This window comes from Nocardiopsis coralli (genome assembly GCF_014892575.1).
In the GTDB taxonomy this organism is placed as follows: domain Bacteria; phylum Actinomycetota; class Actinomycetes; order Streptosporangiales; family Streptosporangiaceae; genus Nocardiopsis; species Nocardiopsis coralli.
In genome coordinates, this window is record NZ_JADBGI010000017.1 from 122,124 (window position 1) to 138,670 (window position 16,547).

At 73.7% G+C, this 16,547-nt stretch carries 6 protein-coding genes and 2 pseudogenes; all 8 read right to left on the reverse strand.

All coding sequences use genetic code 11. The features are described from left to right. Window positions 1–7: 7 nt before the first annotated feature. A complete protein-coding gene (locus IDM40_RS19145; RefSeq protein ID WP_193123394.1) occupies window positions 8–3,310 on the reverse strand; it encodes a type I polyketide synthase in 3,303 nt (1,100 codons plus the stop codon). Window positions 3,311–3,413: 103 nt separating this feature from the next. Continuing rightward, window positions 3,414–7,664, reverse strand: a pseudogene (locus IDM40_RS29005) (SDR family NAD(P)-dependent oxidoreductase); the annotation flags it as partial. 61 nt (window positions 7,665–7,725) lie between these two features. Then, window positions 7,726–11,568: pseudogene (locus tag IDM40_RS29010) on the reverse strand (type I polyketide synthase); the annotation flags it as partial. Between the two features lie 367 nt (window positions 11,569–11,935). Further along, on the reverse strand, window positions 11,936–13,195 hold the full coding sequence (locus IDM40_RS19170) for a styrene monooxygenase/indole monooxygenase family protein (protein ID WP_193123395.1): 1,260 nt from the start codon (window positions 13,193–13,195) through the stop codon (window positions 11,936–11,938). 57 nt (window positions 13,196–13,252) lie between these two features. Further along, window positions 13,253–13,810, reverse strand: coding sequence for a GTP-binding protein (locus IDM40_RS19175; RefSeq protein ID WP_193123396.1), 558 nt, complete (start codon window positions 13,808–13,810; stop codon window positions 13,253–13,255). 22 nt (window positions 13,811–13,832) lie between these two features. Then, the gene (locus IDM40_RS19180) at window positions 13,833–14,192 is read right to left on the reverse strand and encodes a DUF742 domain-containing protein (protein WP_083931873.1); all 360 of its coding nucleotides are present in this window, start codon (window positions 14,190–14,192) and stop codon (window positions 13,833–13,835) included. A 45-nt stretch (window positions 14,193–14,237) separates the two neighbouring features. Continuing rightward, window positions 14,238–14,663, reverse strand: a complete 426-nt coding sequence (locus IDM40_RS19185) for a roadblock/LC7 domain-containing protein (RefSeq protein ID WP_017576361.1) — start codon at window positions 14,661–14,663, stop codon at window positions 14,238–14,240. A gap of 92 nt (window positions 14,664–14,755) precedes the next feature. Beyond that, a partial coding sequence (locus tag IDM40_RS19190) for a sensor histidine kinase (RefSeq protein ID WP_235997748.1) occupies window positions 14,756–16,547 on the reverse strand: 1,792 nt, incomplete at its 5' end.

The following is a 16,547-nucleotide window of genomic DNA, read 5'->3' on the forward strand; positions in this document are numbered from 1 at the left end:
CTCCGGCTCAGTTGTCGTAGACCATGCGCACGAGGTCGTCGACGTCCATGCCGTCGACCTCCTCGTCGCCGTGGCCGGGCTCGGGTTCGGCGGCCGACTCTGTGTCGCCGGCGGCAGCGGTGTCGGGGACGGTCGGGCCGGCGCCGCCGGTGTCGGCGGCGATCTCCTCGGACAGGTGCGAGGCGACGGCCCGGGGGGTGGGATGGTCCAGGAGCACGGTGCTGGGCAGTTCGAGGCCGGTCATCTGCCCCAGGCGGGCACCGAGGCGCACGGCGGCCAGGGAGTCGAAGCCCAGGTCGAGGAAGCCCCGGTCGGCCGGCACGTCCTGGGCGCCGGTGTGGCCGAGCAGGACGGCGCTCTCGCGGCGCACGGTCTGCAGCAGTTCCTCCTCGCGCAGGGCGGGCGACATCCCGGCGAGCCGGGCGCGCAGGGCGGGCACGGCCGGTGCCTCCTCCGCGGGTTCCTCCACCGGCGGGGCGACCGTGCCGGAGGGGGCGGTGGCCAGCCAGAAACGCCGGTGCTGGAACGCGTAGGTGGGCAGGTCGACGGTGCGGGCGCCGGCGTTGAGCGCCTCCCACGCGACCGGGACCCCGGCCACGTGCGCCTCGGCGACGCCGGTGGCCAGCGCGTCGGTCTCCGGGCGCAGCCGGCTCTGCAGGGCGACGGCGCGGTGCTGTTCCCCGGTTCCGGGCTGGACCATCGCGGTGAGGGCGGCGTCGGGGCCGACCTCCACGAACGCGGTCACACCCTCGCGGCGCAGGTGGGCCGCGCCGTCGGCGAAGCGCACGGGTTCGCGCACGTGGCGCACCCAGTACTCGGGGGTGCAGACCTCGTCGCCGGCCCGCCCGCCGTCGAGGTTGGACACCAGCGGCAGGACCGGCGCGTGCAGCTGCACCTGCCCGGCGACCTTCGCGAAGTCCTCGAGCATGGGATCCATGAGCGGGGAGTGGAAGGCGTGCGAGACCAACAGGTGCCGGGTGCGGTGGCCGCGCTCGGAGAAGACGGAGGCCACGTGCGCGACCGCCTCGGCGCCGCCGGAGACCACCACGGAACCGGGCGCGTTGACCGCGGCGAGCGCGACCGGCGCACCGGTGCGTTCGGCGGCCTCGGCCAGGACCGGTTCGACCTGCTCGGGCGGGGCCTGCACCGCGGCCATGGACCCGCCCCCGGGCAGGGCCTGCATGAGGCGGCCGCGCGCCTCGACCAGGCGCACGGCGTCCGGCAGGGTCAGCACCCCGGACACGTGGGCGGCGGTGATCTCGCCGATGGAGTGCCCGGCCACGTAGTCGGGGCGCACGCCCCAGGAGTCCAGGAGCCGGTACAGGGCGGTCTCGAACGTGAACAGGGCGACCTGGGCCCATCCGGTGCGGTGCAGCAGGTCGGCCTCGGGGGTGTCCTGCTCTGCCCACATCACCTCGGTGAGCGGGCGTTCCAGGTAGCGGTCGAACTCGGCGGCGACCTCGTCGAAGGCGCGCGCGAAGACCGGGTGGGCGGCGTGCAGCTCGCGGCCCATGCCGGGGCGCTGGGAACCCTGCCCGGTGAACAGGAACGCGGTGGGGCCCGCCCCGTCCGCCGAACCGGTCACCACGCCGGGGTCGGACTCGCCCGCGGCCAGGGCGCGCAGCCCGCGGCGCAGGGAGTCCGGCCCACCGCCGACGACGACCGCGCGCTCCTCCAGTCGGGCGCGGGTGGTGGCCAGGGACAGGGCGACGTCGCGGGGTTCGGCGGGGGTGCGTTCCAGGTGGCGCAGCAGGCGCACGGCCTGCCCGTGCAGGGCGAGGCCGCTGCGCGCGGAGATCGGCCAGGACACCGGGCCGCCGGTCGGGACCGGGGCCTGCTCCTCGGGGGCCTCCGCGGCGGGTTCGGCCACCGCCGCGAAGTGTCCGGGGGCCTGCCCGGCGGCGGGGCCGTGCTCGGCCGCGTCGGGGCCGCCGGCCGGTTCGGGGGCGGAACGCTCCTCCACGGCCTGCTCCAGCACCAGGTGCACGTTGGTGCCGCTGATGCCGAAGGAGGACACCGCGATCCGCCGGGGACGCGGGCCCTCTCCCCAGGTGTGGTTGGACTGCGCGAGGGCGACGCCGCTGTCCTCCCAGTCCACGTGCGGGGTGGGCTCGTCGGCGTGCAGCGTGGACGGGAAGACCCCGTGGCGCAGCGACTGCACGGCCTTGACCACGCCGGCGGCCCCGGCGGCGGCCTGGGCGTGCCCGATGTTGGACTTGAGCGAGCCCAGGAGCAGGGGTTCGTCGCGCCGGCCCCCGTAGACCCGCACGACCGCCTGCGCCTCGATGGGATCGCCGAGCGTGGTGCCGGTCCCGTGCGCCTCCACCGCGTCGACCTCGTGGGGTTCCAGGCCGGCGTCGTCCAGTGCGGCCCGGATCACGCGCGCCTGCGCGGGGCCGTTGGGCGCGGTGAGCCCGTTGGAGGCCCCGTCGGAGTTGACGGCGCTGCCCCGGACCACGGCCAGCACGGGGCGCCCGGCCGCGCGCGCGTCGGCCAGGCGTTCCAGCACCAGCACGACCGCGCCCTCGGAGAACCCGGTGCCGTCGGCGCCCGCACCGAAGGCCCGGCAGCGCCCGTCCGGGGAGAGCCCGCCCTTGCGGGTGAACTCCACGAGCAGACCGTCGCTGCTCATGACGGCCGCGCCCCCGGCCAGGGCCATCGAGCACTCGCCCCCGCGCAGTGCCCGCACGGCCGAGTGGATCGCGACCAGGGAGGAGGAGCAGGCGGTGTCCATGCTCAGCGACGGCCCGTGCAGCCCCAGGGTGTAGGAGATGCGCCCGGAGGCCACCGACGCCATCGTCCCGGTCAGGGCGAGCCCGTCGTCGGTGGACTCGGCCATGCGCGGCCCGTACTCCTGGGCGGTCAGGCCGACGTAGACGCCGGTGTCGGTGCCGCGCAGGGACGTCGGGTCGAGGCGGGCGCGCTCGATCGCCTCCCACGAGGTCTCCAGCAGCAGGCGCTGCTGCGGGTCGGTGGCCAGGGCCTCCTTCGGGGAGATCCCGAAGAAACCGGCGTCGAAGTCCCCGGCCCGGTCGAGGAAGGCGCCCTCCCGCATGACCGAGCGCGGCGGGCCGTCGGTGTCCTCCGGCCAGCCCCGGTCGTCCGGAAGCGGGCCGACGGCGTCGCCGCCGCCCTCCACCAGGTCCCACAGGGCCTCGGGGGTGTCGGCCCCGCCGGGCAGGCGGCAGGCCATGGCGGTGACCGCCACCTGCGTGTTCTGCTCGGCTCGGTCGCGTTCCTCGCGCAGCCGGGCGTTCTCCTTCATCGCGCTGCGCAATGCTGCGACCAGTCGCCCCTCGTCGGCACTCATCGCCACTTCTCCTTGCGTCCTGGGCACGGCGCGGCCGGGGGGTGGCCGCGGCCGCGGGGTTCCTGCTCGGTCGTTCCTTCACCGCCCCGGTCGGGGCGGCGGCTCACCAGCCGTCGTCGCCGGCCCCTTCGCCGGGTGCGGCGCTCTGTCCCTGCAGCGCGAGGCTGACCAGGTCGTCCACGTCCATCTCGTCGATCCCGCCGGTGTCCGGTTCCTCCTCGGGCTCGGGGTCGGCCTCGGGGACGGGCGGGAAGAGCAGTTCGTCCAGCAGCAGCGCGAGTTCGCGCGGCGTCGGGTGGTCGAAGACGGCGGTGGCGGGCAGCCGGGTGCCGACGGCCGCGCCGAGCCGGTTGCGCAGTTCCACCCCGGTCAGGGAGTCGAAACCGAGCTCCTTGAAGGGGCGTTCGGCCGGGACGCGGGCCTCCCCGGAGTCGGGGTCGTGCCCGAGCACCACGGCGGCCTCGTTGCGCACCTCGGTGAGCAGGCGGCGGCGCCGCTCGTCCGGGCCCAGGGGTTCGAGCACCTCCGCGGACAGGCGCGGGCCCTCCTCCTCGGCGGGGGCGGGCGCCCCCTCGGGCCGGTCGAGCTCGCGCAGCAGCGGCAGGTCGGGGCCGTCCACGAGGTCGAGCAGGGCCGGCATGAGCACCGGGCTGCCCGAGACCAGCGCGGAGTCGAACAGCGCCAGGGCCTTGTGGGTGGGCATGGGAAGCAGCCCGCCGCGGCCCAGCACGTCGAGGTCGCCGGAGTCCAGGTGGGCGGTCATGCCGCTGGCCTCCTCCCACAGGCCCCAGGCCAGGGACGTGGCCGGAAGGCCCTGCTCGTGGCGGTGCTGGGCGAGCACGTCGCAGAAGACGTTCGCTGCGGCGTAGTTGGCCTGGCCCGGGTTGCCGAGCGTGCCCACGGCCGAGGAGAACAGCACGAACGCGCCGGGCTCCCGGTCGAGGGTGAGCTCGTGCAGGTTCCAGGCCGCGTCGACCTTGGGGCGCAGGACCTTCTCCACACGTTCGGCGTCGAGGCCGAGCACGGTGGCGTCGTCGAGCACGCCCGCGGTGTGCACGACCGCGGCGAGCCGGTGCGGCAGGGAGTCGAGCAGGCCGGCCAGGGCGTCGCGGTCGGCGGCGTCGCAGGCGCGCACGTCCACCTCCGCGCCCAGGTCACGCAGTTCCTGTGTGCGTCCGTCCTGTCCCGGGGTGTCGGCGCCGCCCCGGCTGACCAGGGTCAGGTGGCGCACCCCGTAGGCGGTCACCAGGTGGCGGGCCATGACGTGGCCCAGGGTGCCGGTGCCGCCGGTGATGAGCGCGGTGCCCTCCTCGGGGAAGGGCGCCGGGACGGTCAGGACGGTCTTGCCGACGTTCTCGCCGCGCTGCAGCGTCTGGAAGGCCTCGCGTGCCTCCCCGATGCCGAAGGTGCTCAGCGGCATGGGACTGAGCGCGCCCGAGTCGAACAGTTCCAGGATCCGCTCGAGCATCTGCCCGATCCGGACCGGGTCGACGTCGGGCAGGTTGAAGGCCTGGTAGCCGCGGCCCGGGTAGTGGGCGTCCACCCACTCGGCGTCACGGATGTCGGTCTTGCCCATCTCCACGAACCGCCCGCCGGGACCCTGCCCGTCGTTGGGCGAGCGCAGCAGCGCCAGGGACGCGTCGACGGCCTCGCCGGTCAGGGAGTTGAGGACCACGTCCACGCCCTGGCCGTCGTTGGCCTCCCGCACCCTCTCGGCGAACTCCAGGGTGCGGGACGAGGACAGCCGCGCCTCGGTCAGTCCCAGGCGGGTGAGCCCCTCCCACTTGTGCGGGCTGGCCGTGCCGAAGACCTTCGCCCCCATGTGGCGGGCCAGCTGCACCGCGGCCTGGCCGACACCGCCGGCGGCCGAGTGCACCAGGACGCTCTCGCCGGGGCGGATCGCCGCCAGGTCCACGAGCGCGTAGTAGGCGGTGAGGTAGACGACCGGGACGGCGGCCGCCTCCTCCAGGGTCCACCCGTCGGGGACCCGTGCCAGGCGGCGGCGGTCGGCCACGACGGTCGGGCCGAAGGCGCCGTCGAACATGCCCATGACCCGGTCGCCGGGTGCGAGGCCCTCCACACCGGGACCGACCCCGGTCACCGTTCCGGCGCCCTCGATCCCCATGCCGCTCTCGCCCTCGACCAGGCCGAGGGCGACCACGACGTCGCGGAAGTTGACGCCGGCCGCGCGCACGGACACACGCACCTCGCCCGGGCCCAGCGGAGCGAGGGCCTCGGGCGCGGGCACGGGCACGACCTCGGTGAGGGTCCCGGGCTCGCGGGTGTCCAGGCGCCAGGCGGCCCCGGCGGAGGCGGTCTCCTCGGGGGCCAGACGCGGGACCATGGCCGCGCCCTGGCGCAGCGCCACCTGGGGTTCACCGAGGCCGACGGCGGCGGTGAGCAGGCGGTGCGACTCCTCGGACCCGTCGGAGTCGACCAGGACCAGACGCCCGGGGTGCTCGCGCTGGGCGGCGCGCAGCAGACCCCACAGCGGGGCGGCGGCCAGGCCGGTGAGCTCGTCGTCCGGGCCGGTGGAGACGGCGTGCCAGGTCACCAGGACCAGGCGGGCGTGTTCGTTGCGCTCGTCCGACAGCCAGGTGCGCACGGTCTCCAGCGCCCACTCCAGGCCCTGGCGCACCGCGGCGGGCGGAGCGTCGTCCTCGACGTAGACGGCCCGGGCGGGCGGTTCGGCGAAGACCACGTCGGGGACGGGGTCGCCCTCGGACAGCGAGTCCAGGCTCGCCAGGCCCGTGGGCAGGTGGGAGTCGGGCATGGGGACCCGGACCGAACGCCACTCCTGCCGGTACAGGCCGGGTTCCTCGTCGGTGTCGTCGGGCAGGGCACCGGCGGCCAGGGGACGCAGGGACAGCTCGCCCACCGACAGCACGGGGCGCCCGCCGGTGTCCCAGGCGCGGAGCCGGTAGCGGCCGCCGCCCAGGGGCCGGGCCAGCACCCGGAGCCGGTCGGGGGCGGTGTCGGCGTGGGTGCGCACACCGTCCCAGGTGAAGGGCACCAGCAGGTCGCCGTCGTCCTCGGCCCCGTGCAGGATCGGGGCGTGCAGGGCGGCGTCGAACAGGGCGGGGTGCGGACCGTGGAAGGGCACCTCTCCCCCGCCGTCGGGCAGGGCGAGCTCGGCCCACAGGTCGTCCCCGTCGCGCCAGGCGCGCTCCAGGCCGCGGAAGACCGGACCGTACTGGTAGCCGCGGCGGGCCAGCGCCGGGTACCCGCCCTCGGTCGGGAGTTCCTCGGCCCCGGACGGCGGCCACTCGGTGAGCGGGCCCTCGAGGGCGTCGGCGGTGCCGGGTGCGGGGGCCAGGGTTCCACCGGCGTGGCGGGTCCAGGCGCTCTCGCCGGGTCCGCGGGAGTGCACGACGACCTCGCGGTTCCCGTCGCGTCCGGGAGCCTTCACGCTCACCTGCACGGGCACGCTCGCGGCGCGCGGCAGGGTGAGGGGCACCTCCAGGGTCAGGTCGGCGACCACGGGGGCGCCGACACGCACGCCGGCGTGCGCGGCCAGTTCCACGAACGCGGTCCCGGGGACGACGGTGCGGCCCCACAGGCGGTGGTCGCGCAGCCAGGGGTGGTCGGCGGCGCCGAGGGACCCGGCGAAGACCGTGTCCCCGGAGACCAGTTCCAGGCCCTCGCCCAGGATCGGTTCGGGGGCGGGCTCGGGTTCGGCGGCCGCGGGCACGATCCAGTGGCGGGACCGCTCGAAGGGGTCGTCCGGAACGATGACCGGGGCGCCCTCCTCGGCCACGCCCTCCAGCACCACGTGGGCGTTGGTGCCGCTGATGCCGAAGGAGGACACGGCGGCCCGGCGCGGGCGCCCGGTGTCGGGCCAGTCCTCGGTGTCGGCGAGCAGGCGCACCCCGCTGTCGGACCACTCCACCTCGCCGGTGGGTTCGTCCACGTGCAGGGTGCGGGGCAGGCGGCCGAAGCGCAGGGCCTGCACCATCTTGATGACCCCGGCGACACCGGCGGTGGCCTGGGTGTGGCCGACGTTGGACTTGAGCGAGCCCAGGCGCAGGTCGGGCAGGCCCGCCTCGCCGCGGCCGGCCCCGTAGACGGACATCAGGGCGCGCGCCTCGATCGGGTCGCCCAGGCGGGTCCCGGTCCCGTGCGCCTCGACGGCGTCGACGTCGTGGGGGGCCAGGCCGGCCGAGGCCAGGGAGGAGAGGATGACGCGCTCCTGCGCCTCCCGGTTGGGTGCGGTGAGCCCGTTGGAGGCCCCGTCGGAGTTGACGGCGCTGCCGCGCAGCAGAGCCAGGACCGGGCGGCCGGCGCGGCGGGCCTGGGAGGCGCGCTCGAGCATGAGCATGCCGGCGCCCTCGGCCCAGGCGGTGCCGTCGGCGCCGGCACCGAAGGCCCGGCAGCGGCCGTCGGCGGAGAGCCCGCGCTGNGCGCAGCAGAGCCAGGACCGGGCGGCCGGCGCGGCGGGCCTGGGAGGCGCGCTCGAGCATGAGCATGCCGGCGCCCTCGGCCCAGGCGGTGCCGTCGGCGCCGGCACCGAAGGCCCGGCAGCGGCCGTCGGCGGAGAGCCCGCGCTGGGCGGAGAACTCCAGGAACATACCGGGGGTGGCCATGACGGTCGCGCCGCCGGCCAGGGCCATGGCGCACTCGCCGCGGCGGATCGCGGCGGCCGCCTGGTGCAGGGCGACCAGGGAGGCCGAGCAGGCGGTGTCGATGGTCAGGGCGGGACCGCGCAGGCCCAGCACGTAGGCGATGCGCCCGGAGGCCACGCTCAGGGTGCTGCCGGTGAGCCGGTACCCGCCGTCGGTGCCTGCACCCGGGTCGGCCAGGCGGGGCCCGTACTCGGTGGGCATCGCGCCGACGAACACCCCGACCTGCTGTCCGCGCAGCTCGTCGGTGGTCAGCCCGGCCCGCTGCACGGCCTCCCAGGAGGTCTCCAGGAGCAGCCGCTGCTGGGGGTCCATGGCGTCGGCCTCGCGGGGGCTGATCCCGAAGAAGGCGGCGTCGAACTGGTCGGCGTCGTGCAGGAACCCGCCGCGCCGGGTGTAGGTGTGCCCGGCCCTGCCCTGTTCGGGATGGAAGAGGCGGTCCAGGTCCCAGCCCCGGTTGTCGGGGAACTCGCCGGTCGCGTCGGTGCCGTTCTCGACCATCGACCACAGCGCCTCGGGCGAGCGCACGCCGCCGGGCAGGCGGCAGGACATCGCGGTGATGGCGACCGGGTCGTCCTCGGGTGCGGTGCGGGCCGTGGCGGGCATGAGCACCGGGGCCGGAGCGGACGTGCGCGCGGGTGCGGCGCCGGAGGTCGGTGCGGCCAGGCCCTCGGCCGCCTCGCCGAGCTGTTCGGTGAGGAAGCCGGCCAGGTCACCGGGGGTGGGCTGGTCGAACAGGTCGGTGTCCTCGAGCCGGTACCCGGTCTCGTCCTCGATGAGGTCGGCCAGCTCCATGAGCATGATCGAGTCGAAACCCAGGTCACGGAAGGCCCGGGTGTCGTCGGCCTCGGTGAGGGCGTCGATCTCCAGGACCTGCGCGCTGAGGGTGCGCACCAGGCCCAGCGCGTCCACGGTGGAGCCGTCCCCGCCCGGGGCCTGCTGCGGGGCCTGGGCACGGGGCGCGGCCGGCGCTGTGGCCGGGGCCGCGGGCACGGTCTCGGGCCAGAACCGGGTGCGCTGGAACGGGTAGGTGGGCAGGTCGACACGGCGCGCGCCGGCGCCGCGCAGCAGGGTGCCCCAGTCCACGTCCAGACCGGAGGTGTGGGCCTCGGCGGCCGCGGTGAGCAGGCGGCCCTGGTCTCCCTGGCCGCGGCGCAGGGTCGCCAGGACGGTTCCGTCGAGCCCGGCGTCCTCCAGGGTGTGGCGGATGCCGTGGTACAGCACCGGGTGCGGTCCGACCTCGACGAACGCGGTGTGGCCGGCCTCGACGGCGGCGGAGACGGCCTCGGCGAACCGGACGGTCCCACGCAGGCTCCGGTACCAGTAACCGCCGTCCATGGCGGGGCCGCCCTCGCCCAGGGGTTCGCCGGTGAGGGTGGACAGCAGGGGCACGGTCCCGGGCTGCGGGTTCAGGCCCTGCAGGCGCTCCAGCAGGCCCTCGCGCAGCTCTTCGACGTGGCCGGAGTGGGAGGCGTAGTCGACGTCGACCAGGGCGCCGTGCAGACCGTTGTCGACGCAGTGGTCCACGGCCCGGCGCACGGCGGCGGGGCTGCCGGAGACGATGACCGACTCGGGCCCGTTGACGGCGGCCAGGTGCAGGTCGTCGACGCGCGCGACCAGCTCCTCGGCCCGCTCGCGCGACATCCCCAGGGACGCCATCCCTCCGGAACCGGCCAGGGCGGTCAGGGCCCGGCTGCGCTGCGCGGCGACGCGGGCGGCCTCCTCCAGGCTCAGGACCCCCGCCACACAGGCGGCGGCGATCTCACCCTGGGAGTGGCCGATGACGGCGGCCGGGCGCACGCCCATGGTCTCCCAGACCCGGGCCAGGGAGACCATCACGGCCCACAGGACCGGTTGGACCACGTCCACGCGGGCGTCGGGGCCGCTGTAGGCCGGGCTGCCGGGCTCGCCGCGCAGCACCGCGGTCAGGGACCAGTCGACGTGGGGGTCCAGGGCGCGCTCGCACTCGCGCAGGCGCTCGGTGAAGACCTCCGGCAGCGGGCCGCGGGCGTCGAGCAGGTCGCGGGCCATGCCCTCCCACTGGCCGCCCTGGCCGGGGAAGACCATGACCGGGCCGAGGCGGTGGCGTTCGGGGTCGACCGGGCCACTGGGGCGCACGGAGTCGAGCTCGCGTGTGCCGCTCGCGCCCGGGGCGAGGATCACCGCGCGGTGCTCCATCGTCGAGCGGGTGGTCGCCAGCGAGTACCCGATGTCCTCGGCGCGCAGGCCCGAGCGCTGGGAGACGTAGGAGTGCAGGACCGACGCCTGGGCGCGCAGGGCCGCCTCGGAACGGGCCGAGAGCACCCACGGGACCGGGTCCAGGGCGTTCTCGCCCAGCCCGGGGCCGGCCTCCTCGGGCGACTGCGGCGGGGGCGGCGCGAGCACGAGGTGGCAGTTGGTGCCGCCCATGCCGAAGGAGGAGACCCCGGCCAGCGGGCGTTCGGCCGGCCAGGCCTCGCGCTCGACCTGGGGCTGCAGGCGCAGCGACTCCAGGTCGATGGCGGGGTTGGGGGTGGCGTAGTTGCGGGTGGGCGGCAGTTGGCCGTGCGAGAGGCTCAGCACGACCTTGAGCAGGCCCACGACACCGGCGGCGCCCTCCAGGTGGCCGATGTTGGTCTTGACCGACCCGACGCGCAGCACCTCGTCGCGGGCGGGCGAGAAGACCTCGCCGAGCGCGGAGGCCTCGACCGGGTCGCCCGCGGGCGTTCCGGTGCCGTGCAGTTCGACGTAGCCGACCTGTCCGGGGTCGACGGCCGCGCGGCGGTGGGCGGCGCGCACGACCTCGATCTGGCCCTCGGTGTCGGGGCGGGCGAGGTAGGACGTCTGCCCGGAGTTGTTGACCGCTCCCCCGCGCAGGACGGCGTGCACGCGGTCGCCGTCGGCCAGGGCGCGGTCCAGGGGTTTGAGCACGACCACGGCACCGCCCTCGCCGCGCACGTACCCGTTGGCGCGCGCGTCGAAGGTGTAGCAGTGGGCGTCGGGCGAGAGCCCGCCGAAGAGCTCGATGTTCTCGGTGCCCTCGGGCGTGAGGATGAGGTTCACGCCCCCGGCCAGGGCCTGGTCGCACTCGCCGCGGCGCAGGCTCTCCATGGCCATGTGCACGCTCACCAGCGAGGACGACTGCCCGCTGTCGACGGTGAGGCTGGGCCCGCCCAGACCGAGCGTGTAGGAGACCCGGTTGGCGATCATGCCCCGCTGGGTCCCGGTGTGGGTGTGGTGCGTGGCCGCCCCGGCGAGCAGGCGCTCGTACTCGGAGGAGACCGCGCCGGTGAACACGCCGGTGTTGGTGCCGCGCAGGGCCTCGGGCGCGGTGCGCGCGTTCTCGACCGCCTCCCAGCTCAGCTCGAGCATGAGCCGCTGCTGGGGGTCCATGGCCAGGGCCTCGCGCGGGGAGATCCCGAAGAAGGCGGCGTCGAAGTCCTCGACCCGGTCGAGGTAACCGCCCCAGCGCAGGCCGCGCTCGGGCGAGGGCTCACCGAGCCGTTCGGGGGGCGGCACGATCGACTCGCGCCCCTCGCACAGCAGGCGCCAGAAGGCTTCGGGGGTGGAGACACCGGGCAGCCGGCAGGAGATGCCGACCACGGCGACGGGTGCGTCGGGGGTGCCCTGGGAGCCGGGGGCGTGCTCGGGGTTGCTCACTGCCGCCCTCCGCTCGCGCGCGTGCAGATGCACGTGTGGGCCTCAGTGCCGCTGTGCGTTGGCGCTGGGTGCGAGTACACGACAAACCCTCCGAAGCGTTGGGCGGCCGGCGGGGTGACCGATCTTCATTTCAGACGAAAACCCTACAAACGCAACACAGGACCCATGCGTCACCATGTGGCTCGAAGAGGCATCAATCGAAGGATCGTAGCTGTCCACTCACCCGTGTGACAACGGAAAGCGAGGTTTCGGTTCTTCTCCGACACCATTAGCGGATATGGCTTAATCGAATGTTCACCCGCAACACGACAAGCCCGATGCCCCAGGGGCACCGGGCGCCGCGCACCGGAGGCTGCGGGAGGCGGGCTCAGTCGCCGTGCCGGGCCTTCACCTCCGCGATGTACTTCAGGGCTTCTCCCTGGTCGAACATCCAGTTCTGGTAATCGGAGGGGTCGTCCCAGCCCTGGATCCACCGGTCGGCGATCTCGCGGTACTGCGTCGCCGCCATCATCATGTGACCGAGGAATTCGGGGTTGTCCCCGTCCCACATCGTGGAGGCGAACTCCGCCCACTCCTGATTGTGATGGCCGAATTCCCAGAAACGGTCGAACGCGTTGACCAGGAACGATTCGTCGAACGCCTTGTCACCGTGGTCCCGGATGCTCTGCAGGTAAGATTCCGCACACCGGGTCGAGTTGTTCCAGGACTGCCCGACGAACGGGTCCATCGTGACGACCACGTCGGCCATGCCCAGAACCAGCCCGCCGGAGGGCAGGCGCCCCACCGGGTTGCGCACCTGCGGGGTCAGGTCCTCGATCCGGGTGCTGGGCCCGTCGACCAGGACCGCGTCCTTGGTGCGCTCGAAGAACTCCGGGAGATGCTTGCGCATCAGGTCCTTCATCCGGCGCAGCTGCTCCTCGGGGCCGGGACGGTCGGGCCAGGCGTCCATCGGCCCGCCCTTCTTGTCCACGATGAGCAGGTTGTGCGCCGGCCCCTCCTGCGTCAGGCAGGGGAACAGCAGGATGTTGCCCGCCTCCTCCGTGGCGGCGGCCCAACCGATGTTCTCCGACTCCCCCGGGTCGGGCCACAGGTCGTAGACGTAGGCCTGGGCGAGCGCCCGCGGACGGGTCCCGCTGAACCGGCTCGTGTCGTAGTCGAAGAGCTGACCGAGCTCACCGTGGCCGACCGCCACGATGATCAGGTCGAACATCCGCGAGAAGTAGTCGAGGTCGGTGACCGTGACCCCGTGGATGACGACCTTCCCGCCGCGGTCCTCGAAGGACTCCAACCAGTCGGCCATCTTCACCCGGCGGTCCACCGAGACGATGTAGCCGTTGCCCGCGCTGGCGTTGCCGACCAGGTGGGACTGGTGCTCGCGGTCCTGGGGTACGAAGAACAGCTTCTGCTCGCGCACCTGCGGGGACAGGGCGCTCCAGAAGTCGAGGTCGAGCGCGCGCTCGTGCTCCAACGCGGTGGGAAAGGTCCACTGAGAGATGGAGGGCTTGCCGGTCCGGATCTCCTGCGAGGACTGCCCCGTGATCACCGTGACGTCGTAGCCATGGCTCAGGAGCCCGTGGGCCAGATGCAGACCGGCGTGGCCCGCGCCGACGATAAGGATCTTGCGCATGTGTCGCTTACTTTCCTGGAAACCTACGGGGTCAGGGGGAGCTCCGGGCCCCGCCCGTCAGGCGACGGGCTCGGTCGTGCGGTTGTGCTCCAGGGCGTACCTGAGCAGGGTCTTGAGCACCTCGCCGCCGGAGAGCCGGTTGCGGGCGTCGAAGTCGATGATCGGCACCTCCGGGCTGACCTCCAGCGCCTCCCTCACCTGCTCGGTCGTGTAGTCGAGCTGGCCCTCGAACTTGTTGAGCGCCACGATGTAGGGGATGCGCTTGTTGGTCTCGAAGTAGTCGACCGCGTCGAAGGAGTCGGCGAGTCTGCGGCAGTCGACCACGACCACCGCGCCCACGGCCCCGCGGACCAGGTCGTCCCACATGAACCAGAACCGCGCCTGGCCGGGTGTACCGAACATGTACATGACCAGCTCGTCGTCGATCGTGATGCGACCGAAGTCCATCGCGACGGTGGTGGTCGTCTTGTCCGGGGTGACCGAGGTGTCGTCGTGCGGCACGCTGGCCTCGGTCATGATCGCTTCGGTCGTGACGGGCGGGATCTCAGAAACCGAGCGCACCAAGGTCGTCTTGCCGGCGCCGAAGCCCCCGGCGATGACGATCTTGCTCGACATCTTCTTTCGATTGGACCGCTTGTCACTGGAAAAGTCGTTCGAGACCACGAAGAGCCCTCTCCAGAACCTGGTTTTCGGACGGACTGCTGCCGGTGATGGTCGGGTGGATGTACACCAGGTCCTGTTCAGCCAGGTCACTGATCAGAACCTGTGTCACGCCCAGGGGGATGTTGAGCTCGGCCGACACCTCGGCGAGCGACCTCGTCTCCCGGCACAGTTTGTAGATGTTGATCGACTCCGGCATGAGGGTGCCAGGAGGCTCCTGCCCAGGCTCGGACGTCGAGACCAGGGTCTGCACCATCAGCGGATGCCGTGACCGGGTACGCCCACCCGTGAAGGTGAACGGACGTACACGGTTACTCCTTCGCCTGCGGAAGCTCATAGCCGCGGCAACCTCATTCCTGCCAAGCCTCGCGGGCCACGGTCGTCAGTTCTGGATGACTTCGCGCAACTGCGATCGCAGCTGCGGGGTGAGCACGTGGGCGACGTTCTCCACGAGCTTGGCCATCTGGAAACCGACGATCTTCAACTCGGTCCCGGGGGCGGTCAGCACCGCCATGCAGGAGCCGTCACTGATCGCCATGATGAACAGGTGCCCGTGGTTGAAACGGACCAGGAGCTGCTCGCACTCGCCCCGCTGGAAGAGTCCGGCGCCGCCCACGGCCAGGCTGTGCAGTCCGCTGGCGATGGCGGCGAGCTGTTCGGCGTGTTCCTCGGGGAAGTCGCTGGAGTGCGTCAGCACCAGCCCGTCCGAGGAGACGACGACGGCGTGCTCCACACCGCGTACGTCCCGGACGAACCGATCGATGATCCAGGAGAAGTTCTCAACGCTGTCGTTTGCGGGTTCAGTCATCGCAGTGCTCTACCTGTCCTCGGCCGAGTGTCGTTCTCGATGGGGGTCGGGGGTGTGCTCGCACACCCGGGCTGCTTCGGCGGACGCGGTACTCATTCGCCGCCGTCGAGCTCCTCTCCGTCGCGGGCGGCACGTTCCCCGTCGAAGAAGTCGCCCAGCTCGTCGCGGATCTGTTCGGCCCGTGCTTCGCCGGTGAGCTTGGGCGGTGTGTCGTCCCGGGCCGGCGGCGGGTTGTCGGGCGTGTGCTCGGGGCGCGGCATCATCCGCAGCGGCGAACCGTGCGGGGTGGCGCTGCGCCGGGGCAGACCGGCGGAGGTGACCGCCGAGTTGCCGCCCTCGGCCTGGTCGGCGCCGGTGGGCGGCTGGTGCGGGACCGGACCCGTGGGTTTCATGGGCACCACCGGAGCGACCGTCGAGGACGGGGTGGAGGAGGAGGCCCGCTCGTCGGTCATGGTCCGCGGGGTGGCCACGCGCAGCAGGTCCTTCGGGATGATGGCGTAGGCGCTGACGCCGCGGTAGGAGCGGGACTCCAGACGGGTCTCCAACCCGTGCTTGTGCGCGATCCGGCTGGCCACGTACAGGCCCATGTGCCGCAGGACCTCGTCGTCCAGGACGGGTTCGCCGCTCAGCCGCTCGTTGAGGTCGGCGAGCTGGCGGTCGGGGATGCCCACACCCTCGTCCTCGACGACGAGCATGAGGCGTCCGTCGTCCATCTCCTGGGCGCTGATCGTGACCGGCGAGTGCTCCGGGGAGTTGGCCGTGGCGTTGTCCAGCAGCTCCGCGAGGAGGTGGGAGACGTCGTCGGCGGCCAGACCGGTGACCGAGGTCTGCGGCAGGGTGCCGATGCGGACCCTGGGGTAGTCCTTGATCTCGGAGCTCGCGGCACGGGCGACGTCGAGCAGGGGGACGATCTCGTCGTGGGCGTCGGAGGCGCCGCCGTCGTGGCCGGTGAGCACCAGGAAGTTCTCCCCGTTGCGTCGCATACGGGTCGCGTAGTTGTCGATCTGGAAGAGCTGGTCGAGCAGGTCGGGGTCCTGGGCGTCGGTCTCCAGGGCCTCGACCATCTCCAGCAGGGCGTCCACCAGGGACAGGTCGCGCATCGCCAGGCCGGCCAGGGCCTCGTTGAGCAGGTCGGGGTCGGCCCCGATGCGGGAGACCGGGGTCTCGTTGCGCCCGGGGGCGGCCGGTGCCCCGGCGGCCGGCTCGGCCTGCTGCTTCGGCGCCGCCTCGGGCTGTTCCTGGGCGGGCTCGGCCTGCGCCTGCTCCGTGCCGGCCTTCTCGGCGCTCTCCTGCTCCTCGCTCTCCTCACGCGGTTCGGCGGTGGTGAGCGCACGCTCGTCGGAGCGGTTCTCCTCGCGCCGGTCGGACTCGGTGCGCTCGGGCACGAGCGTGGAGGCCACGGCGTCGGCGGTGATGACCTGCGGCTGCTGGCCGGGCGTGAAGACGATGACGTGCTGCACCGGCTGCCCGAACTGGCTCGGGTACATGACCGGCTGGCCCGGGTAGAGGTAGCCCGGCGGCTGGTAGGGCGCCGGGTACGGGTGCTGGTAGGCCATCATCGGGTGCGGCGGGTAGGGCTGCGGCGGCGGGGCCGGGTACTCGCCCTGCGGGTGGCCGTAACCCTGCTGTCCGTACCCCTGGGGCGCCGGCGGCGGCCCCTGGTGGCCGGGGTGCGCGGGCGGGCGCGCGTAGTAGTAGGGGTCGTAGGGCGGCGGCTGCGGGGCCGGCGGCTGCGGCGTGTACCCGTACTGGCCCGGGTGCTGCCCGGGGTACGGCGGCGGCGCTGCGGGCCGGTGGTGCTCCTCGCCCCACCCCTGCGGCGCGGGGGCCGGGGGCTGTTCCTGCGGGGCGGGCCGCTGCGGGTCCGCGGGCGGGCGGCCGGGT